Below are 20,145 nucleotides of genomic sequence, written 5' to 3' on the forward strand. Positions count from 1 at the left end.
AAAATAGAAGGAGTTGGTAGTGTCGGTGAAAGAATTAAAAGTAACAGATTTAACCAAAACATATGGGGAAAAAACACTATTTGATCATCTTTCTTTTTTGATTCATGAAAAAGATCGCATTGGTTTAATTGGGATTAACGGCACAGGGAAAACCAGTTTATTAAATATTATTGCTGGCGTAGATAGCGGTGATGGTGATCTTGCTGCGATTCAGCAGCCAAGTGATTATCAAATTGGGTACCTTTCCCAGAATCAAACATTTGACGAGAATATTACGATTGCAGAAGCCGTGTTTCAGGGAGACAGCCCGATCATAAAAACAGTCAAAAATTATGAATTAGCGTTAGCTGCTTTAAGTGAGAATGGTTTAGACGAAGGGGTTCAAAGACGTTACACGCAAGCAGAAGAAGCCATGAATAAACAAGATGCTTGGACAGCAGATACCAATGCAAAAATTATTTTACAAAAATTAGGTATTCCCACATTGGAAAAGAAAATAGGTGAGCTTTCTGGTGGGCAGTTAAAACGAGTAAGCTTGGCGCAAGTCTTAATTGAAGCGCCTGATTTACTGTTATTGGATGAACCAACGAACCATCTGGATTATGAAACGATTGAATGGTTGGAAAACTTTTTAAATAACTATCGTGGCGCGGTTTTAATGGTGACCCATGACCGCTACTTTTTAGATCGAGTAACCAATCGGATTTTCGAACTTTCTTTTGGAAAACTGTATGAATACAAAGGAAACTATGAAACGTATGTGATGGAAAAAGCCGAACGTGAACGTGTCGCTGTAGAACAAGAAGAAAAAAGAAAACGCCTCTTCAAACAAGAACTTGCGTGGATGCGAGCAGGCGTTCAAGCACGAGGAACGAAACAGCAAGCAAGAATTGATCGGTTTCAGGATTTAAAAGAAAACTTGCATCAGGTACAAACCAATGGCACCTTAGAAGCAGACTTTGCCACGCAGCGTTTAGGGAAAAAAGTTCTGGAAATCAAGGAAGGAAATTATGCCATTGATCATAAACAGCTTTTGAAAGACTTTAATTTACTCATTCAAGCAAACGATCGAATTGGCATTACTGGTAAAAATGGTGCAGGAAAATCCACATTATTAAATATTTTAGCTGGACGCATTCCTTTAGAGAGTGGCCTATATAGTATCGGTGAAACCGTCCGAATTGGCTATTATACCCAGCAAAACGAAGAAATGGATCCTAATCAACGGATGATTGCTTATTTGCAAGAAGCAGCAGAAGAAGTGAAACGCAGTGATGGAAGCAGCGTTGGGGTCGCTGAAATGTTAGAGCGCTTTTTATTTCCTCGTTTTATGCATGGCACACTGATTGGCAAACTGTCTGGTGGAGAAAAACGCCGGTTATATCTCTTAAAATTATTAATTAGTCAGCCTAACGTGTTATTATTGGATGAGCCAACCAACGATTTAGACATTGATACGTTGACCATTTTAGAAGATTATATTCAAACGTTCAAAGGAGCGGTAATTGCTGTTTCTCATGACCGTTATTTCTTGGATAAAACAATGGATAAATTGTTAGTTTTTCAAGGAAATAGTCAGATCCTATCATTTTATGGCACGATGAGTGAATATTTGGCGAACCAAAAAGAACAAGAAAAGGTCAAAGAAAAACCACTCAATAAACCAGTAAAAGAAGCATCGACAGAAAAGAAAGAAAAAACAAAGCTGACTTATATGGAACAAAAAGAGTGGGCAACAATTGAAGAAGACATCACACAATTAGAAACGAAATTAGAAACATTAACTGAAGAAATGAATCATCAGGGTGATGATTTTGTTCGTTTACAAGAACTACAAGAAGCGGTAACAGCAACGGAACAATTGTTAGAAGAAAAAATGAATCGTTGGGAATACTTGAGTGAATACGCGGATTAAGAGACGGAGGGAATAAGATGGAAGAAGCATACTTAGCGCTAGGAAAAAAGATTTTAGAAGAAGGTCATTTTAAAGAAGACCGTACAGGAACTGGTACGTATAGTTTATTTGGCTATCAAATGCGTTTTGATTTGGCCAAAGGATTTCCCTTACTAACAACCAAACGAGTACCGTTTGGCTTGATTAAAAGTGAGTTATTGTGGTTTTTAAAAGGCGACACGAATATTCGCTATTTGTTAGAGCGAAATAATCATATTTGGGATGAATGGGCGTTCGAACGTTACGTAAAAAGCGCAGATTATCAAGGACCAGACATGACGGATTTTGGACATCGTGTCTTACAAGATCCAGCGTTTGCAGAACAATACAAAGAAGAACATCAAAAGTTCTGTGACGCCATTTTAAATGATGCAGAGTTTGCAGAAAAATATGGTGAATTAGGGAATATTTATGGTGCGCAATGGCGTCACTGGGAAACCAAAGATGGTAGCTTTATTGATCAATTAGCTAATGTGATTGAAATGATTAAAACCAATCCTGATTCTCGCCGTTTAATTGTTTCCGCTTGGAATCCAGAAGATGTGCCTTCAATGGCGTTGCCGCCTTGTCACACTATGTTTCAATTTTATGTAAATGAAGGAAAATTAAGCTGTCAACTTTATCAGCGCAGTGCCGATGTTTTTTTAGGTGTTCCTTTTAACATTGCAAGCTATGCTTTATTGACGCATTTGATTGCACATGAAACAGGTTTAGAAGTGGGGGAGTTTGTACACACGCTAGGAGATGCCCACTTATATCAAAATCATGTGGAACAAATGCAAGAACAATTATCACGAGAAGTTCGTTCTTTCCCAACGCTCGTTTTGAATCCAGACAAGGCTTCTGTTTTTGATTTTGATATGGAAGATATTAAAGTAGAAGGCTATGACCCACATCCAACGATTAAAGCGCCGATTGCCGTATAAAAAAGGAGAGAGAAGCTATGTTAGCAGCTATTTGGGCCCAAGATGAACAAGGAGTGATTGGTAAAGAAGGCAAATTGCCTTGGCATTTACCCAACGACTTGAAATTTTTCAAGGAAAAAACAATTCATAATACATTGGTCTTAGGACGTGCAACTTTCGAAGGCATGGGATGTCGTCCGTTACCAAATCGAACAACGATTGTTCTTACCAGTAATCCGGATTACCAAGCTGAAGGCGTTTTGGTTATGCATTCCGTAGAGGAAATTCTTGCGTATGCTGACAAGTATGAAGGCGTGACCGTTATTGGTGGAGGTTCTGTCGTTTTTAAAGAATTGATTCCCGCATGCGATGTCTTATATCGGACGATGATTCATGAAACGTTTGAAGGCGACACTTTCTTTCCAGAAATTGACTGGTCTGTTTGGGAAAAAGTTGCCACTGTTCCCGGCGTCGTGGACGAGAAAAATCTCTATGCACATGACTATGAAACGTATCATCGAAACGATAAATAATAAAATGAAGGGAGGCATGAGCAATGCCGACATTGAAAGAAAAAATTATTCAAGAGAGTCAACGTTTAGGCATCGATAAAATCGGCTTTACTCATGCTGAACCATTTATTGAATTAGAAGATTCTCTGCATGAACAACGAGAGCGAGGATATAACTCGGGGTTTGAACATCAAAATGTGGAAGAACGAATTTACCCAGAAAAAACGTTTGAGCATCCTAAAAGTATTATCTCCATTGCTTTAGCTTATCCCACCAAAGCTCAGGAAAAAATGCCTAGAGATGAAAAGCGTGGACAATTTGCGCGAGCCTCTTGGGGAATTGATTATCATCACATTTTGCAGGATCGGTTGCAAAAATTAATTGCTTTTATTGAAGAGCAAGCTGCCACTGAAGCAGAAAAAGAACACTGGCGTTTTCGGCCGCAAGTGGATACTGGCGAATATGTTGACACCGCTGTTGCTCAGCGGGCGGGTTTAGGATTCATTGGTAAAAATGGTCTACTGATTACCGAAGAATTTGGTTCCTTTGTATATTTAGGTGAGGTGACCACCAACATTCAATTTGAACCAGATGAACCTGTTCCAAATGGTTGCGGTGATTGTACTCGTTGTATCACAGGGTGTCCTACAGGGGCTTTGTTAGGGGACGGTCGAATGAATGCTCAAAAATGTTTGTCTTATCAAACGCAAACAAAAGGCATGATGCCTGAAGAGTATCGGAAAAAAATGCGTAACGTCATTTATGGTTGCGACATTTGTCAGCTGGTTTGCCCTTATAATAAAGGAAAAGATTTTCATTTTCATGAAGAGATGGAACCAAAGATTGAAGAAGTTTATCCCAAATTGGCACCGTTATTAACTATTTCCAATAAAGAGTTTAAACAGCAATTCGGACACTTAGCAGGCTCCTGGCGTGGCAAAAAACCATTGCAACGAAATGCTTTAATTGCGTTAGCGAATTTGGGCGGCCGTGAAGCTATCCCACAAATTATTCTCTGTTTAAATGATCAGCGTCCTGTCATTCGCGGAACAGCTGCTTGGTCGTTAGGTCAGCTCGCAAAAAGAGAACCCGAGCAAAGTTTAGAAGCTTTAAATTATCTACTTTCTGTAGAAACTGAAGAAGAGGTTATCGAGGAAGCTCAAAAGGCTATTCACTTGTTAACAAGCAAAAAAGGAAGCCGCTCAACGGAGTGACTTCCTTTTTTTATTAAATATGATTGCGATATAAACCAACAACTTTACCTAAAATTGTCACGTTATCTAAAAGAATAGGCGCTAATGCATCATTTTCAGGCTGCAAGCGGATATGATCTACTTCTCGGAAGAATCGTTTACAGGTTGCTTCATCTTCATCGGTCATTGCGATTACGATGTCGCCATTATTGGCATTCGATTGCTTACGAACAATCACTTGGTCGCCATCTAGAATACCTGCGTTAATCATACTTTCTCCTCGAATCGTCAACATAAATAAAGTATTTTCTTCTGTACGTAAATCAGGAGGTAACGGGAAGAAATCTGATGCTTCTTCCACCGCTAAAATTGGTTCACCAGCAGTTACGACACCTAACATCGGAATAGTTGTCGGTTGAATTCCGATCTTTTCCAAGCCTTCTGGTGTTAATTCGATTGCTCGCGGTTTTGTTGGGTCACGTAAGATTAGACCCTTTTTTTCAAGACGAGCTAAATGTCCGTGAACGGTAGAAGTTGAGGATAAATCAACAGCCTTCCCAATTTCGCGAACGGTTGGCGGATAACCCTTTAATTCGACTTGTTCGTATATATATTTAAGTACTTCTAATTGTCTTGTTTCTGTACGTTTCGCCAAAACCCGCACCTTCTTTCAATTGATAAAATTAGTGTACCATAAAATGCGAACGAAATCAAACAAGCGTTCGTGTTTTATAAATATCAGAATATAGTTGTTTTTTTAAGGCAGTTCTTATAATATAGACAGTGAGAGTAAGGAGGGATTTTGATGTTATCGAAAGAAAAAATTGCCCGTATAAATGAATTAGCGAATAAAGCAAAAGTGGAAGAACTTAGTGCGAAAGAAAAAGTCGAACAACAAGAATTACGTAAAGAGTATTTAGAAGCATTTCGTGGAGGGATGCGTCACCATATCGAAGGAATGAAGGTCGTGGATCAAGAAGGGACCGATGTGACTCCTGAAAAACTAAAACAAATTCAACGTGAAAAAGGACTTCACAACAGAAAGTAATTGCTTTCATTGTCGAAATAAGCTACACTATGAATAAAGGTAAAAAAAACCTAAATTAGGAGATGATTTTTTTGTTTGACAAGACAGATCAATTGGGCGTTAATACAATCCGGACATTAAGTATTGAAGCCGTACAAAAAGCGAACTCAGGACATCCTGGTTTACCAATGGGTGCTGCCCCAATGGCGTATGCACTTTGGACAAAACATTTAAAGGTGAACCCAACAACTTCTAGAAACTGGGTTGATCGTGATCGTTTTGTACTTTCAGCAGGCCACGGCTCTGCAATGTTGTACAGCTTATTACATCTATCAGGATACAACGTAACAATTGACGATTTGAAAAATTTCCGTCAATGGGATAGTAAAACACCAGGGCATCCAGAAGTGCACCACACAGATGGTGTTGAAGCAACAACAGGACCTCTAGGACAAGGGATTGCTATGGCTGTTGGTATGGCAATGGCTGAAGCGCATTTAGCTGCAACTTATAATCGTGATAGTTTCCCTATTATGGATCATTACACGTACGCAATTTGTGGTGACGGCGATTTAATGGAAGGTGTTTCTCAAGAAGCAAGTTCAATGGCTGGTCATATGAAATTAGGTAAATTAATTGTCTTGTACGATTCAAATGACATCTCATTAGATGGACCAACTTCTAAAGCCTTTACTGAAAATGTTGGGGCTCGTTATGAAGCATACGGATGGCAACATATTTTAGTTAAAGACGGCAATGATTTAGATGAAATAGAGGCTGCGATTGAAGCGGCTAAAGCTGAAACAGATAAACCAACACTGATTGAAGTTAAAACAGTCATTGGTTACGGAGCACCAAAAGAAGGAACATCTTCCGTTCACGGCGCGCCAATTGGTGAAGAGGGCATTACAGCGGCTAAAGCTGTTTATGGTTGGGAATACCCTGACTTTACTGTGCCAGAGGAAGTCGCTGCTCGTTTTAAAGAAACGATGATTGACGAAGGCCAAAAAGCTGAAGAGGCTTGGAATGAGATGTTTAAGAACTATGAACATGCGCATCCAGAATTAGCCAAACAATTTAAAGAAGCTTTTGCCAACCAATTACCTGAAGGTTGGGAACAAGAATTGCCTAAATATGAACTAGGAACAAGTGCCGCAAGTCGTGTAACAAGTAAAGAAACGATTCAAGCTATTTCAAAAGTTGTTCCAAGTTTCTGGGGCGGTTCAGCTGATTTATCTGCCTCAAATAATACAATGGTTGCTGCAGAAAAAGATTTTGAACCTGGTCAATACGAAGGCCGTAATATTTGGTTTGGTGTTCGCGAATTTGCAATGGCTGCAGCAATGAACGGGATTCAATTACACGGTGGTAGCCATGTTTATGGCGGGACATTCTTCGTCTTTACTGACTACTTGCGTCCAGCAATCCGTTTAGCCGCTTTACAAAAAGTTCCTGTAACTTACGTCTTAACGCATGACTCTGTTGCGGTGGGTGAAGATGGGCCAACACACGAACCAATTGAGCAATTAGCAAGTGTTCGTTGCATTCCAAATGTTCATGTGATTCGTCCAGCAGACGGCAATGAAACTGTTGCTGCTTGGAAAATTGCTATGACTTCTACGGAAACACCAACTATTTTAGTTCTAAGTCGTCAAAACTTACCTGTTTTAGAAGGAACGTTAGAACACGCTTCTGATTCTGTTCAAAAAGGTGCTTATGTATTGTCACCACAAAAAGGTGAACAACCATCAGGGATTTTAATTGCGACTGGTTCTGAAGTAAATCTAGCAGTGGAAGCACAAGCTAAATTAGCGGAAGAAGGCATCGATGTATCTGTCGTGTCAATGCCAAGTTTTGATTTATTTGAAAAACAATCTGCTGAATATAAAGAAAGTGTGTTACCTAAAGCTGTGACAAAACGTGTGGCGATTGAAGCTGCAGCAAGCTTTGGTTGGGAACGCTATGTAGGAACAGAAGGCAAAACAATCACAATTGATCACTTCGGCGCTTCTGCACCTGGCGGTCTAGTTCTTGAAAAATTCGGCTTTACTCCTGAAAATGTGGTTAATACCTATAAATCACTATAAATAAAGATTAAAAAACCTGAATGCTTGTGATAGCATTCAGGTTTTTTTGCTTCATTTCTTTTTGGGAGCAAAGAGCATAAAGTGAAAAAATAATGCGAACAATTGGAACCCAATACCAGTTAAAGTAACACCAGACCAACCATAGTTTTGCCACATTAATGTACCAATCAATGAACCCAGTGAACCGCCGATGAAATAGAAAAACATAAAGACGGTATTGTTACGATTGCTGGCTTCTTCTCCCAAATTTTGGACGCGTGTTTGATTGGCTACTTGCCCAAATTGAGTACCGATATCTAAAACAATAATTGCTAAGATTAGTAAGACCACATGTGTTCCACCTAGAAAAAGTAAGATAAAACTACCGAACTGCATCAACAGGCCAATCAAAACAATCTTCCGCTCTGGATAATAATCGGATAGACGACCAATGATGGGTGCTACGAATGCTCCCGATAAACCAAAAATTGCTAAAATACCGACTTCTTTCGGTCCCCAATAATAAGCTGGACTACTAACAAAGAAAATTAATGTAGACCAAAAGATTGAAAAGGTTGCAAACATAAAAAAGCCATTGACAGTTGCTTCTCTTAACAAAGGTTGCGATTTGATTAGCTTAGGAAGACTTTTCAAAGAACCTAAATAAGTTAATCGATTTGAAGTTTGAGTATGTATCACTGTTTTGGGCAATTTTAATTGGAGTAGAACGACCAATGCTAACACGAATATTACGGCGATTAGGTAGACTGTTCGCCAAGAAGCTGCACTAGCAATGAAACCCGAGATCGTTCGAGACAATAAAATCCCTGTCAATAGTCCGCCAAGCATTCGACCTGTTACTTTACCACGGTTCGCTGGCCCCGCCATGACCGCTGCATAAGGAATAATGATTTGGGCGACAATAGAGAGCAACCCAATAAAAAAAGAAGAGAGTGCAAACAGGAGAAAACTTGGTGCAAAAAACGCAGCACTTAGAGACAGCGAGGAGAGCGCAGCTACTCGAATGATTAATTTGCGGCGATCAACGACATCGCCTAATGGAACAAGAAAAAGTAAGCCTAGCGCATACCCTAATTGGGTCAGCATAGTAACAAAACCAATAGAACCAATACTGACTTGAAAGGCCTGAGCAATTTGGGTGCCAATTGGTTGAATATAATACATATTGGCGACCACGACCCCGCAAGTTAACGCTAATAAAAACGTCACTTGATTTGTTAAACCCGATTGTTGTTTCTTCATCTAACCACCTACATTTCTATGTAATTCATTTTGTAATACAACAACTACTCGGTAATAGTTGTTTTGACTACAAAAACAGACTTCTCTTATAAAGTTTGTTCAAAAAGTGACAAGTCCATTAAAAAGTTTATCACAATAAATAAAGAAAAGTAAGAGGATAAATAACAAAAATCTCATCAAAATGAAAAGAAGAAGTGGTTGTTTTCACAAGTGTGAAGAGGGTTAATTAAATACAAACAAGATTTCAATTACATTACAGAAATTTTAAAACTCAAAATTTAATACGTTTATTTCTTGTTTCAATAGGAAATTAACGGTAAAATAGAAAAGTGAGACAGTGAGGAGGAAAAATGAATGAGCGAACAGTTAACAAGAAGTAGTAAACATATTCAAAAAGCTCTTAAAAAGCAAAAAGCTTATAAACGTGCTACCGCCGTTGCGGGGACTTCAATGATTTTAGCACCTGTGGTTGGTGCTGCGGTACCTGCCCAAGCAGAATCAAGCCAGCAAGCATTTATTAATGAAATCGGAAATTCAGCAGCAGCCGTTGCCAATAGCAATGATATGTATGCTTCCGTCATGATTGCTCAAGCGTTGCTAGAAAGTAGTTATGGTAGTTCTGGGTTAGCATCTGCACCGAACTATAACTTGTTTGGTGTAAAAGGAAGTTATAATGGACAATCTGTTTATATGCCAACAAAAGAATATTTAGACGGACAATGGGTGACCGTCACAGCAGCATTTAGAAGTTATAATTCTTATGCGGAATCGTTCCAAGATCATGCCAATGTTATTCGTTCCACTGCTTTTGGGGATACATACCATTATTCAGGCGTTTGGAAGAGTAATACTAGCAGTTATCGCGATGCAACAGCCGCTTTAGCTGGAAGTTATGCAACTGATCCAGGCTATGCCGAAAAATTGAATTGGTTAATTGAAGCATATAATTTAACTCAATATGATTGGGGAGCACCAGTCGCTCAAACCACTAGTTATTCAGATACAACGGGAACCGTTGATACAACAATCGATACAGCGGCTTCTGCAACAGCAACAGCAGAAACTGTGGCTAGTCAAAGTTACACTGTCGCAAACGGCGACACATTGTGGGACATTGCTGCACGTTTTGGAACGACAGTTGATAATTTAATGTCACTAAATGGATTAACATTGGATTCTGTTTTATCGGTGGGTCAAACCATCCAAATCGGTTAATTTTGCAATTATTTAGTTGAAGAAGGACCTTACAAAAGCGGCAGTTTTTGTAAGGTCTTTTATCGTGAAAATAGGTAGGGCTAGCAGCAATTATTTGATGAGCATAATCCGTTTTTTTATTTAATTTTTCACAAACTAAAATTCGTTTTTCTGGTAGAAATCGTTTTTTTGAGCTATGCTTAGAGAAAGAATTATTATATTGTTTGTAAAATTGGAGGATGTAGGATTATGACTAAAGGTTATGTAAAATCAGTAACAGAGTTAATTGGTCAAAGCCCAGTTGTGAAATTAAAACGGATGGTACCAGAAGGAGCTGCAGATGTTTTTGTTAAACTAGAGTTCTTTAATCCTGGTGGCAGTGTGAAAGATCGAATTGCTTTAAGCATGATCCAACAAGCCGAAGCAGATGGTCGCCTAAAACCTGGACAAACGATTATTGAGCCGACTAGTGGTAATACAGGCATTGGGTTAGCAATGGTAGGTGCTGCGTTGGGATATCCAGTTAAGATTGTGATGCCAGATACTATGAGTATTGAACGCCGCAAATTAATGCAAGCATATGGGGCTGATCTATTATTAACCCCTGGTGCCGAAGGAATGAAAGGGGCAATTGCAAAAGCTACAGCATTAGCAGAAGAACACGGGTACTTCATGCCTTTGCAATTTAATAATCCAGCTAATCCAATGGTACATGAACAAAAAACAGGAAAAGAAATTGTTGATGTCTTTGGTAAACGTGGCTTAGATGCGTTTGTTTCTGGTGTTGGCACTGGAGGAACCGTTACAGGAGTTGGCCATGAATTGAAACGGATTTTTCCAGATATTGAAATTGTTGCAGTAGAACCAACGGAGTCGCCTGTTTTAGAAGGTGGCGAACCAGGTCCACATAAAATCCAAGGAATAGGCGCTGGTTTTGTCCCAGAAGTTTTAGACACCACCGTTTATCAAAAAGTTGCCGCTGTTTCTAGTGAAGACGCATTAGAAACTGCTCGTTTAATGGGGCCAAAAGAAGGCATCCTTGTGGGGATTTCAGCAGGGGCAGCAATTAAAGCTGCCATTGATTTGGCAGTCGAATTAGGCGCAGGCAAACGTGTCTTAGCGCTGGTTCCAGATAACGGTGAACGTTATCTTTCGACAGCTCTTTACGAATTTCCAGAATAAAAAACACGCCAAAAAACGAGCATTTCTCTTAGTTTAGTAAAATGCTCGTTTTTTCCACGAGAATCCTACAATAATTCTTGTCAATCGTAATAAGAAATAGTATTATTTAAGAAAGATAGACAGGGGAGGGATACAAAGATGGACAACGTATTGGTTAAAAATGCACTTGCTGAATTAAAAGAAGCCAATATCCGAATTACTCCGCAACGTTATGCTATCTTGGAATATTTAATCGAAAATCATACACACCCAACAGCTGATGAAATTTATCGCGCACTAGAAGATCATTTTCCAAATATGAGTGTAGCAACGGTTTACAACAATCTACGTTTATTTACTGAAATCGGTTTCGTTCAAGAAATGAGTTATGGCGATGCATCTAGTCGTTTTGATTTTAGTTCGAAGAAACATTATCACGTGATTTGTCAAAAATGTGGTAAAATCGTTGATTTTCATTATCCAGGGTTAGAGGACGTTGAAATGGCCGCTAGTAAATTAACAGGCTTCGAAATTAATGAACATCGTTTAGAATTATATGGATTATGTCCAGATTGCCAACAAGCACAACAGGAGAATGTGTAAAAAATTACATACTGTTAAAAATTTATCAAAAGATAAGTCACTTGTCTAGGCAAATTTCACAAGCGTAAGAGTTTTCACTCTTATGCTTGTTTTTTTGTGTGGTTATTGACTTTTAAATTCTTAAAAACAAAAAATTAACTAGCTATTATTAAGAATTAGCAACAGTTTGTGAATTTTTTTATATGCGATTCACAAGCATAGAACTCGAATAAGCTTGATTCCTCTGATATATTTTAAACAGACAGAGGGAGACGTCACCTCTGCAAAACAAAGATTGTGAAAGAAGGGATTTACAACATGAAAGTCGTAGTCGTAGGATGTACCCATGCTGGAACTTCAGCAGTTAAAAGTATTTTAGCAAATCACCCGGAGGCGGAAGTCACTGTATATGAAAGAAATGACAATATTTCCTTCCTATCTTGCGGAATTGCCTTGTACGTTGGAGGCGTAGTTAAAAATGCTGCTGATTTATTTTATTCAAATCCAGAAGAACTGGCTTCTTTAGGAGCAACAGTGAAGATGGAACACAATGTTGAAGAAATCAACGTGGACGACAAAACTGTTATAGCGAAAAACTTACAAACGGGCGCAACTGAGACCGTTTCTTATGATAAATTAGTGATGACAACTGGTTCTTGGCCAATTATTCCACCAATTCCAGGAATTGATGCTGAAAATATTTTATTATGTAAAAACTATTCACAAGCCAACGTGATTATTGAAAAAGCGAAAGATGCCAAACGTGTCGTTGTCGTTGGTGGCGGTTATATTGGTATTGAATTAGTAGAAGCTTTTGTAGAATCAGGTAAAGAAGTCACTTTAGTTGACGGGTTAGACCGCATTTTAAATAAATATTTAGATAAGCCATTCACAGATGTTCTAGAAAAAGAATTAGTTGATCGTGGCGTTAACTTAGCTTTAGGTGAAAATGTCCAACAATTCGTAGCGGATGAGCAAGGAAAAGTGGCAAAAGTTATTACACCAAGTCAAGAATTCGAAGCAGATATGGTGATTATGTGTGTTGGTTTCCGTCCAAATACAGAATTATTAAAAGATAAAGTTGACATGTTACCAAATGGTGCAATTGAAGTCAATGAGTATATGCAAACAAGCAATCCTGATATTTTTGCTGCGGGTGATAGTGCAGTTGTTCACTACAACCCAAGTCAAACAAAAAATTATATCCCATTAGCAACGAATGCTGTTCGTCAAGGTATGTTAGTAGGTCGTAATTTGACTGAACAAAAATTGGCTTATCGTGGCACACAGGGAACTTCTGGCTTATATTTATTCGGTTGGAAAATTGGTTCAACAGGTGTGACAAAAGAAAGTGCCAAATTAAACGGACTAGATGTCGAAGCAACTGTTTTCGAAGATAACTATCGTCCAGAGTTTATGCCAACAACTGAAAAAGTTCTGATGGAATTAGTCTATGAAAAAGGAACACAACGCATTGTTGGTGGTCAATTGATGTCTAAATATGATATCACACAATCTGCCAATACTTTATCATTAGCGGTCCAAAATAAAATGACTGTCGAAGATTTAGCGATTTCTGATTTCTTCTTCCAACCACATTTTGATCGCCCTTGGAACTACTTAAACTTATTAGCCCAAGCCGCTTTAGAAAATATGTAATTAATAATAGAAAAAGAGCCTGGGCCAAAAATCACTTTGGATTTTTGGCCCAGGCTTAAAAATTGATAAACGGCGGGGACAGAAGCAACTCCTTCGGAAATAAGCCGAAATTCTCCAAAAATTAAAGAACAATTTTCGGAAATTCCTTCTTATTTCTCGGAGTTAAACACTTCTGTCCCGACCTCTTTTTGTTAGTCACTAAGCGCTCCAGTTGTTTGGTTCATTAATGCCATTAATTGCTCTTTCGTTGTTCGTTTGATAGAAAGAGGGGGGAGATTATCTAAAGAAAAATAAGCACAATTCGAGGTTTCAATGTTTTTTTCAAAGGGATGATTTTCTAAAATCTCACAAGAAAAGATCATTTTATAGTACTGAAATAGTTGAGGAATGTCTTTTCGTTTATCTGTATCATAAACAGCAAGCAATTCTTTTGCTGTAACAACTAAGCCAGTTTCTTCCAATACTTCTTTTTCAATATTTTCTTTAGGGGAGCAGCCAATTTCGGCATAGCCACCAGGTAATGACCATTCTTTGGTCCGTAAATCTTCAACTAATAAAAAACGATTCTCTTTTTTTATCAAACCGCGAACATCTACTTTCGGTGTTGGATAACCTTCCTCTTTAGTTAAGATTTTTTCTAAGTCGGGCAAAACAGTCGCTTCGTGTCCGGTTGTGCTAATAAGTTGTAACGTAAGTTCTCGTAGTTCTTGGTAACGTTCTTGATCAAAAGCATCTTTCCCGTAAAAAAGACCTGCATCTGCCAATGCTAGCAACCGCTTATAGGTGTTCAGATAATCCATATACGCACGCTCCTCATAGACTTAATACGTTTAGTTTAACAGAAAAAAATAAAGGAAGGGCAGATTTAGCGAGAAAAGGCGTCGTTTTAAGGAAATAATAAAGAATAAATGACTAACTTACATTTTTAAACTACCTATGCTATTATTTAATAAAAAGGATTGTGTATACAATAATTTTGTTATGTAAACAAAAAGGAGGTTGTAAATTGAAAGAATTTATAATTATAAGGGAAAAAAATGCAGATAAAAAGACTCAGGCAGCACAAGAAGTATTGTTTAATCTTCCAGAATGGTTTGGCCTTGAAAAAGAGACCCGCAAGTATATCGATATAGCTAGCACTTTACCTATGTGGGTGGCAAAGGATGTAGAGAATAAAATACTCGGTTTTATAACACTTTCAGAAACAAGTAAAGATACAGTAGAAATCCATTGTATGGCAGTTAAAAAGCGGTATCATCGCAAAGGTATCGGCAAGTTATTGATAGAAATCGTGGAAACGCATTCTAAAAATAACTATTTTTTTATTCAAGTCAAAACAGTTGACGAAGGAAATTATTCCGTGTACGATCATACTATTCGTTTTTACGAATCATTGGGTTTTAAGCGCCTTGAGGTTTTTCCGACATTATGGGACGCTTGGAATCCTTGTTTAATTTTAATTAAACACTTGATTTAATCTACAAAGGAGTTTTAGTATGTCAGTATTTATTAGAGAGTGTACCGTCGCAGACGTACCAGAATTAGAGGCCATTTGCCAAGAGACTTTTGCAGATACTTATGGAGATGGCGAAAACGAAGAAGATTTACAGGCACATTATGAGAGGAAATTTAGTCCAGCAGTTTTAGAAAGCGAAATCTTACATAAAGATTCGCAATATTTCTTTGCTTTTTATAATAATGAACTTGCAGGTTATGTGAAATTAAATCACGGTGATGCTCAGATTACCTATCAACATCCACAAGCGTTACAAGTTGAGCGCATTTATATTCGTAAATCTTTTAAGCGTTTAGGCTTAGGCAAACATTTGATTACGAAAGCAATTGAATTAGCGGAAGAAGCAGAAAAAGAGACGGTTTGGTTAGGTGTTTGGGAACATAATCATCCAGCGCAAAAATTTTATCAATCATTAGGCTTCGTCAAAACAGATGAACATGATTTTTATATGGGAAATGAACGCCATACCGATTATACAATGACGAAACAGTTAAAAGAGTCAACGTAAAGCAAAAACAAGGAAACGGACGCAATGAAGCCGACGATTCCTTGTTTTTTTATCTTAAAATTGTGAAGGAGATTTTCCATAATATTTTTTGAATAATTTACTGAAATGATAGGCATCTTCGTAACCAACCGTTTTTGCCACTTCTTTGACACTTAAGGAATCATTTTTCAGCAATTCTTTCGCATGGTTTAAGCGGATTTGAATTAAATAATTGATTGGCCCAACGCCTGTGGCCGCTTTAAAGGTTTTCGACAAATAAGTCGGGGTAACATATAACATTTCAGCTAACTGTTCCAAAGTAATTTCTTCGTCATGGTGCGTTTCCAGATAATAAATCGTATGATTGACTAAATTTCGTTTTCTTTTTTCCGTTTTCGATAGCCGAGTTTCAATTTTATTTTCTTGATCAACTGCTAAGCTTCTTAAAATATAAACCAATAGTTCAATAACTAAAGCTTTAATTTGTAACGCTGATTCAACTTCTTGATGGTTTAATTCATGAACAATTTGCCAAGCTTTTTCTAAAAAAGCACCATGTAAATGACTTAAATCTAATAAAGCTGATTTATTTGGAAATACGTTTCGCTCTAAGCCTTCTAAATAGAGATTTGAAATGCCAATGTGTAGTTGATGTGAGTAAGTTCCTGCTTTTTGTTGCTCACCATGTTCCGTTCGCGGATTAAAAAGAAACACTGTACCAGCAGTGGCATGGTACTGTTGCCCTTGAACAATATATTCAGATTCACCTTCTAAAAGAATAGATATTTCCAGAAATTCATGATGATGACAATTATAAGGGTGGGTCTCTTCGTTCCAAGGATCAAAGGCATATAAAATTTCAGGATTAAACGTTCGACTATTTGTGTAGTTCATAAAAAATCACTCCTACTTGTATCCGCTTTCTATACTATATTGTACATCAAAATATACAAGAATGCCCATTTCTTTTCCTATAAAAAAACAGTAATCTTATACACGTCCATAAAAACAAGAGAGAGTAGGGGAGAAAATGAATAGTTTTGAATGGATTTGGCAATATGCTAAAAAAAATAAGAATAAGTTACTGCTAGCTGTTATTTTTGTCGTTATTAACGCTATTTTAATTGTTATTATTCCATTGTTATCTGGCAGAATTGTAGACCAAGTAATCAATCAGGGGAAAACTGAAGAGCTTGTCCCAATTCTTGGGGTTATGATTGGGGTGACCGTTATTCGGACAGTTGTTCGTTATAGTTATCAAGTCTTGTTTGAATCGGTTGGACAATCTGCGTTATTTGACTTAAGAAAAGATATGTATGTCAAACTTCAAGAATTAGATTTTGATTTCTTTAATCATACACGTGTTGGCGACATTATGGCGCGAATGACAGGGGATACAGACGCTATCCGCCATTTTGTTTCTTGGGTCACTTATAACCTCTTAGAATGTATTTTATGGTTCATCGCAGCCGTGATTGTGATGGGGATGATCAATTGGCAATTGATGCTAGCATTAATTTTAATTACACCTTTGATTTTTCTGTTAACACAAAAAATGTCGAAGGAATCGCATCCGGTATTTTTTGAGATTCGGGAAAGTTTTTCTCGGTTAAATTCAATGGTCGAAGAAAATATTGGTGGAAATCGGGTGGTTAAAGCTTTTTCTCAAGAACCTTATGAAATTGAAAAGTTTAACAAGCACAATGAAGACTATAAAAAATGGAATATGGCTTCTGCAGATGTCTCTAAAAAATATTTACCGTGGTTAGACGGTTTTGCAGGTAGTTTAAATGTTATTGCCTTAGTTCTTGGTGGCCTCTTTGTAATTCAAGGTCGGATGACAATTGGTGATTTAGTGGCCTTTAACGGTTTTCTCTGGATGTTGAACATGCCGATGCGAATGAGTGGCTGGTTGATCAATGATGTGCAACGCTTTACGGCATCGTCCATTAAAATTCGTCAGTTATTAGCAACGAAACCGAAGATTCCCATTGCTCGGGAAAAAGAAGCAGAACCGATCCAAGGCTATGTGACGTTTGATCACGTGTCCTTTCATTTTTCAGATGATCCAGAAACCCCCATTTTATCGGATGTTTCATTTTCAGCAAAACCTGGTGAAACAATTGGTATTTTAGGGGAAACTGGTTCAGGCAAAACCACTTTAGTTAACTTAATCGCTCGGTTCTATGATCCAACCAAAGGCACTGTTTATATTGATGGAAAAGATGCTAAAAGCTATTCTGTTCGTAAATTGCGAGAAAATATCTCCATGGTTATGCAAGATGTCTTTCTTTTTTCCAATACGATAGAAGATAACATTGCTTTTGGTAATACATTGGCTAACTTGGAACAAGTGCAAATGATGGCTGAAATTGCCGATGCCCATAGCTTTATTTCCAGAATGCCCGAAGGTTATGCAACAATTGTTGGTGAACGCGGCGTTGGCCTATCTGGTGGCCAAAAACAGCGGATTTCACTGGCCCGTGCCTTAACCAAAGATCCAGCTATTTTAATTTTAGATGACACAACTTCTGCTGTTGATATGGAAACAGAATCAAAAATTCAAAAAGAACTAGGTCGTTTGACGGAAAAGAAAACGACATTTATTATTGCCCACCGAATTTCTTCTGTGAGAGAGGCCAATTTAATTTTGATGATGGAAAAAGGCCGTGTGGTGGAAAGCGGTACGCATAGCGAATTAGTCGAACAAAAAGGCAAATATTTTGACGTATATCAAAAACAATTAGGTCTGACAAAGGAAGGTGAGTCGCGTGGCTAGAAATACGTTTGATGTGGATGAGACTTTAGAAAAAGAATTTAATTGGTCTCACTATAAACGATTAGGCGCCTATATTAAGCCTTACAAAAAAGCTGTTTTTAAAACATTGTTTGTCATCATATTAGCTAATCTGGCAAGTATGTTAGGCCCTTACTTTACTAAAATTGCGATTGACCAAGTAATTCCACAAAAGAATCTCTCGTTACTCTTGATACTAGGGGCTATTTTCCTATTTTCCTTGGTGATTATTGGTTGGTGTATGCGTTATCGAATATATGCCATCACAGAAATTGGACAAGATATTTTAAAAGATATGCGTTTTTCAATTTTTGAGCATCTACAAAAATTACCATTTTCTTATTTTGACAGTCGGCCGCATGGAAAAATCTTAATTCGGGTAGTCAATTACATCAATACGTTAAGTGATTTATTAAGTAACGGATTGATCAATTTAATTTCTGATTTATTTAATGTGATTATTACCTTAATTTTTATGTTATTTATTGATGTGAAATTAACCTTATACAGTTTACTGCTATTGCCTGTGTTGTTCGTGATGGTTCTGTTTATCCAAGGGAAACAACGGAAAGCTTACCAAGAGCTTAGCAATAAACAATCAAACTTAAATGCCTATATTCATGAAAGTATTTCAGGAATTAAAATTACACAATCTTTTGCACGAGAAGATGAAAATTTCCAGATTTTTAACGAAGTAAGCGAAGAATATCGTCAATCCTTTATGAAAGCTGTGCGTGTCCAGTATTTATTATGGCCAGCAGTGCAAAATATATCCGTTATTACGACTTGTTTTATCTATTTCGTAGGAATCCGTCAATTAGGTGTGTCCGTTACCACTGGGACGCTAATTGCTTTTATTGGTTATATCAATAACTTTTGGAATCCGGTCATCAATATTGGTAACTTCTACAATTCTCTGATTACTGCAACTGCCTATTTGGAAAGGATTTTTGAAACGATGGATGTTGTTCCAGAAATTCAAGATGCGCCGCACGCTATTGAGTTGCCGCCAATTAAAGGAACCGTCGACTTTCAGCATGTTTATTTCCGTTATGAAGAAGGAAAAAATATTTTGACCGATGTTAGTTTTCATATTGAGCCAGGACAAACAATCGCCTTGGTTGGGCCAACAGGTGCGGGTAAAACAACAATCATCAATTTATTAAGTCGTTTTTATGATGTGAATGAAGGGGCCGTTAAAATTGATGGTTATGATGTTCGCGATGTGACACTCCGTTCGTTAAGAAAACAAATGGGGGTAATGCTTCAAGATACGTTTATTTTTTCAGGAACGATTATTGAAAACATTCGGTACGGAAATTTAGCAGCCACAGAGGAAGAAGTCATCCAAGCCGCAAAAATTGTTCGTGCGCACGATTTTATCAAGGATTTAAAAGATGGCTATGAAACAGTTGTGGAAGAGCGGGGTAGTACACTCTCGGCAGGACAACGCCAATTAATTTCATTTGCTCGTGCTTTACTGGCAGATCCCAAAATTTTAATTTTAGACGAAGCAACCTCCAGTATTGATACAAAAACAGAAGAATTGTTACAAGAAGGACTACAACAACTTCTAAAAGGACGGACATCGTTTATTATTGCTCATCGGCTTTCTACCATCAAAAATAGCGATAAAATTTTCTATATTGATGGTGGTCGTATTGTGGAAGAAGGATCTCATGATCAACTAATGGCAAAACATGCGTTATATCATCATTTATATCAATCGCAATACGACTTATTAAAGAGCTAGATGATAAAACAGAGAAAATTCTTAGTTGAATCTTTCTCTGTTTTTCTGTATCGTAACCTTAACAAAGGAAAAAATG

At 37.7% G+C, this 20,145-nt stretch carries 18 protein-coding genes; 14 read left to right on the forward strand and 4 right to left on the reverse strand.

Annotated features, from left to right (window positions below; genetic code table 11):
• The first annotated feature begins 25 nt into the window (after positions 1-25).
• From AB3I34_RS02580 to queG, 4 genes are read left to right on the forward strand one after another with little or no spacing between them, the layout of a single operon-like run.
• Entirely contained in the window at positions 26-1,915 is a 1,890-nt protein-coding gene (locus tag AB3I34_RS02580) for an ABC-F family ATP-binding cassette domain-containing protein (RefSeq protein ID WP_025189955.1), read from the forward strand.
• 17 nt (positions 1,916-1,932) lie between these two features.
• Complete coding sequence (locus tag AB3I34_RS02585) at positions 1,933-2,880, forward strand: thymidylate synthase (RefSeq protein WP_002357569.1); 948 nt, start codon at positions 1,933-1,935, stop codon at positions 2,878-2,880.
• A gap of 17 nt (positions 2,881-2,897) precedes the next feature.
• Positions 2,898-3,392, forward strand: coding sequence for a trimethoprim-sensitive dihydrofolate reductase (dfr, locus tag AB3I34_RS02590; protein WP_002360302.1), 495 nt, complete (start codon positions 2,898-2,900; stop codon positions 3,390-3,392).
• A 23-nt stretch (positions 3,393-3,415) separates the two neighbouring features.
• Positions 3,416-4,585 (forward strand): tRNA epoxyqueuosine(34) reductase QueG, encoded by a 1,170-nt coding sequence (queG, locus tag AB3I34_RS02595; protein WP_002366694.1) that lies wholly within the window; start codon positions 3,416-3,418, stop codon positions 4,583-4,585.
• Positions 4,586-4,598: 13 nt separating this feature from the next.
• Here the strand turns inward: queG and lexA are convergent, their stop codons facing one another.
• Positions 4,599-5,219, reverse strand: a complete 621-nt coding sequence (gene lexA, locus AB3I34_RS02600; RefSeq protein WP_010825248.1) for a transcriptional repressor LexA — start codon at positions 5,217-5,219, stop codon at positions 4,599-4,601.
• A 150-nt stretch (positions 5,220-5,369) separates the two neighbouring features.
• Between lexA and AB3I34_RS02605 the strand changes: the two genes are divergently transcribed.
• Together AB3I34_RS02605 and tkt are read left to right on the forward strand one after the other, a co-directional pair.
• Positions 5,370-5,612: a DUF896 family protein gene (locus tag AB3I34_RS02605; RefSeq protein ID WP_002384502.1), complete on the forward strand. Its 243-nt coding sequence runs from the start codon at positions 5,370-5,372 to the stop codon at positions 5,610-5,612.
• A gap of 71 nt (positions 5,613-5,683) precedes the next feature.
• Positions 5,684-7,678 carry a transketolase gene (gene tkt / locus AB3I34_RS02610; RefSeq protein ID WP_002357564.1) on the forward strand — a complete coding sequence of 665 codons (1,995 nt, stop codon included), beginning with the start codon at positions 5,684-5,686 and terminating at the stop codon, positions 7,676-7,678.
• Positions 7,679-7,729: 51 nt separating this feature from the next.
• On the opposite strand, the gene AB3I34_RS02615 is transcribed toward tkt, so the two are convergent.
• On the reverse strand, positions 7,730-8,920 hold the full coding sequence (locus tag AB3I34_RS02615) for an MFS transporter (RefSeq protein ID WP_002357563.1): 1,191 nt from the start codon (positions 8,918-8,920) through the stop codon (positions 7,730-7,732).
• Between the two features lie 354 nt (positions 8,921-9,274).
• Between AB3I34_RS02615 and AB3I34_RS02620 the strand changes: the two genes are divergently transcribed.
• The 4 genes from AB3I34_RS02620 to AB3I34_RS02635 all read left to right on the forward strand — a co-directional run bounded on the left by AB3I34_RS02620 (position 9,275) and on the right by AB3I34_RS02635 (position 13,516).
• Entirely contained in the window at positions 9,275-10,135 is an 861-nt protein-coding gene (locus AB3I34_RS02620) for a glucosaminidase domain-containing protein (protein WP_002357562.1), read from the forward strand.
• A gap of 228 nt (positions 10,136-10,363) precedes the next feature.
• Positions 10,364-11,296 carry a cysteine synthase A gene (gene cysK / locus AB3I34_RS02625; protein ID WP_002357561.1) on the forward strand — a complete coding sequence of 311 codons (933 nt, stop codon included), beginning with the start codon at positions 10,364-10,366 and terminating at the stop codon, positions 11,294-11,296.
• 138 nt (positions 11,297-11,434) lie between these two features.
• Complete coding sequence (locus AB3I34_RS02630) at positions 11,435-11,878, forward strand: Fur family transcriptional regulator (RefSeq protein WP_002357560.1); 444 nt, start codon at positions 11,435-11,437, stop codon at positions 11,876-11,878.
• A 297-nt stretch (positions 11,879-12,175) separates the two neighbouring features.
• Entirely contained in the window at positions 12,176-13,516 is a 1,341-nt protein-coding gene (locus tag AB3I34_RS02635) for an NADH oxidase (RefSeq protein WP_002377398.1), read from the forward strand.
• Positions 13,517-13,707: 191 nt separating this feature from the next.
• Here the strand turns inward: AB3I34_RS02635 and AB3I34_RS02640 are convergent, their stop codons facing one another.
• A complete protein-coding gene (locus AB3I34_RS02640; protein ID WP_002377396.1) occupies positions 13,708-14,316 on the reverse strand; it encodes an NUDIX hydrolase in 609 nt (202 codons plus the stop codon).
• A gap of 176 nt (positions 14,317-14,492) precedes the next feature.
• On the opposite strand from AB3I34_RS02640, the gene AB3I34_RS02645 reads away from it, so the two are divergent.
• A complete protein-coding gene (locus AB3I34_RS02645; RefSeq protein ID WP_025189381.1) occupies positions 14,493-14,993 on the forward strand; it encodes a GNAT family N-acetyltransferase in 501 nt (166 codons plus the stop codon).
• Between the two features lie 19 nt (positions 14,994-15,012).
• Positions 15,013-15,540 (forward strand): GNAT family N-acetyltransferase, encoded by a 528-nt coding sequence (locus tag AB3I34_RS02650; protein ID WP_002357555.1) that lies wholly within the window; start codon positions 15,013-15,015, stop codon positions 15,538-15,540.
• 54 nt (positions 15,541-15,594) lie between these two features.
• Here the strand turns inward: AB3I34_RS02650 and AB3I34_RS02655 are convergent, their stop codons facing one another.
• A complete protein-coding gene (locus tag AB3I34_RS02655; protein WP_002363966.1) occupies positions 15,595-16,413 on the reverse strand; it encodes an AraC family transcriptional regulator in 819 nt (272 codons plus the stop codon).
• A 136-nt stretch (positions 16,414-16,549) separates the two neighbouring features.
• On the opposite strand from AB3I34_RS02655, the gene AB3I34_RS02660 reads away from it, so the two are divergent.
• Together AB3I34_RS02660 and AB3I34_RS02665 are read left to right on the forward strand one after the other, a co-directional pair.
• Positions 16,550-18,298, forward strand: a complete 1,749-nt coding sequence (locus AB3I34_RS02660; RefSeq protein ID WP_085444257.1) for an ABC transporter ATP-binding protein — start codon at positions 16,550-16,552, stop codon at positions 18,296-18,298.
• Positions 18,291-20,069 carry an ABC transporter ATP-binding protein gene (locus tag AB3I34_RS02665; RefSeq protein ID WP_002360293.1) on the forward strand — a complete coding sequence of 593 codons (1,779 nt, stop codon included), beginning with the start codon at positions 18,291-18,293 and terminating at the stop codon, positions 20,067-20,069. The genes AB3I34_RS02660 and AB3I34_RS02665 overlap by 8 nt, the downstream gene beginning before the upstream one ends.
• Positions 20,070-20,145 lie beyond the last annotated feature (76 nt).

Source organism: Enterococcus sp. C102(2024) (assembly GCF_040888205.1).
In the GTDB taxonomy this organism is placed as follows: Bacteria; Bacillota; Bacilli; order Lactobacillales; family Enterococcaceae; genus Enterococcus; species Enterococcus faecalis.

Excerpts from the sequence above, each read along its gene's own strand:
- AB3I34_RS02660 (WP_085444257.1), top strand. The coding sequence starts at position 16,550 with ATGAATAGTTTTGAATGGATTTGGCAATATGCTAAAAAAAATAAGAAT.
- AB3I34_RS02655 (WP_002363966.1), bottom strand. The coding sequence starts at position 16,413 with ATGAACTACACAAATAGTCGAACGTTTAATCCTGAAATTTTATATGCC.
- dfr (WP_002360302.1), top strand. The coding sequence starts at position 2,898 with ATGTTAGCAGCTATTTGGGCCCAAGATGAACAAGGAGTGATTGGTAAA.
- AB3I34_RS02605 (WP_002384502.1), top strand. The coding sequence starts at position 5,370 with ATGTTATCGAAAGAAAAAATTGCCCGTATAAATGAATTAGCGAATAAA.
- AB3I34_RS02635 (WP_002377398.1), top strand. The coding sequence starts at position 12,176 with ATGAAAGTCGTAGTCGTAGGATGTACCCATGCTGGAACTTCAGCAGTT.
- AB3I34_RS02630 (WP_002357560.1), top strand. The coding sequence starts at position 11,435 with ATGGACAACGTATTGGTTAAAAATGCACTTGCTGAATTAAAAGAAGCC.
- AB3I34_RS02615 (WP_002357563.1), bottom strand. The coding sequence starts at position 8,920 with ATGAAGAAACAACAATCGGGTTTAACAAATCAAGTGACGTTTTTATTA.
- cysK (WP_002357561.1), top strand. The coding sequence starts at position 10,364 with ATGACTAAAGGTTATGTAAAATCAGTAACAGAGTTAATTGGTCAAAGC.
- AB3I34_RS02585 (WP_002357569.1), top strand. The coding sequence starts at position 1,933 with ATGGAAGAAGCATACTTAGCGCTAGGAAAAAAGATTTTAGAAGAAGGT.
- AB3I34_RS02640 (WP_002377396.1), bottom strand. The coding sequence starts at position 14,316 with ATGGATTATCTGAACACCTATAAGCGGTTGCTAGCATTGGCAGATGCA.
- queG (WP_002366694.1), top strand. The coding sequence starts at position 3,416 with ATGCCGACATTGAAAGAAAAAATTATTCAAGAGAGTCAACGTTTAGGC.
- AB3I34_RS02650 (WP_002357555.1), top strand. The coding sequence starts at position 15,013 with ATGTCAGTATTTATTAGAGAGTGTACCGTCGCAGACGTACCAGAATTA.
- AB3I34_RS02620 (WP_002357562.1), top strand. The coding sequence starts at position 9,275 with ATGAGCGAACAGTTAACAAGAAGTAGTAAACATATTCAAAAAGCTCTT.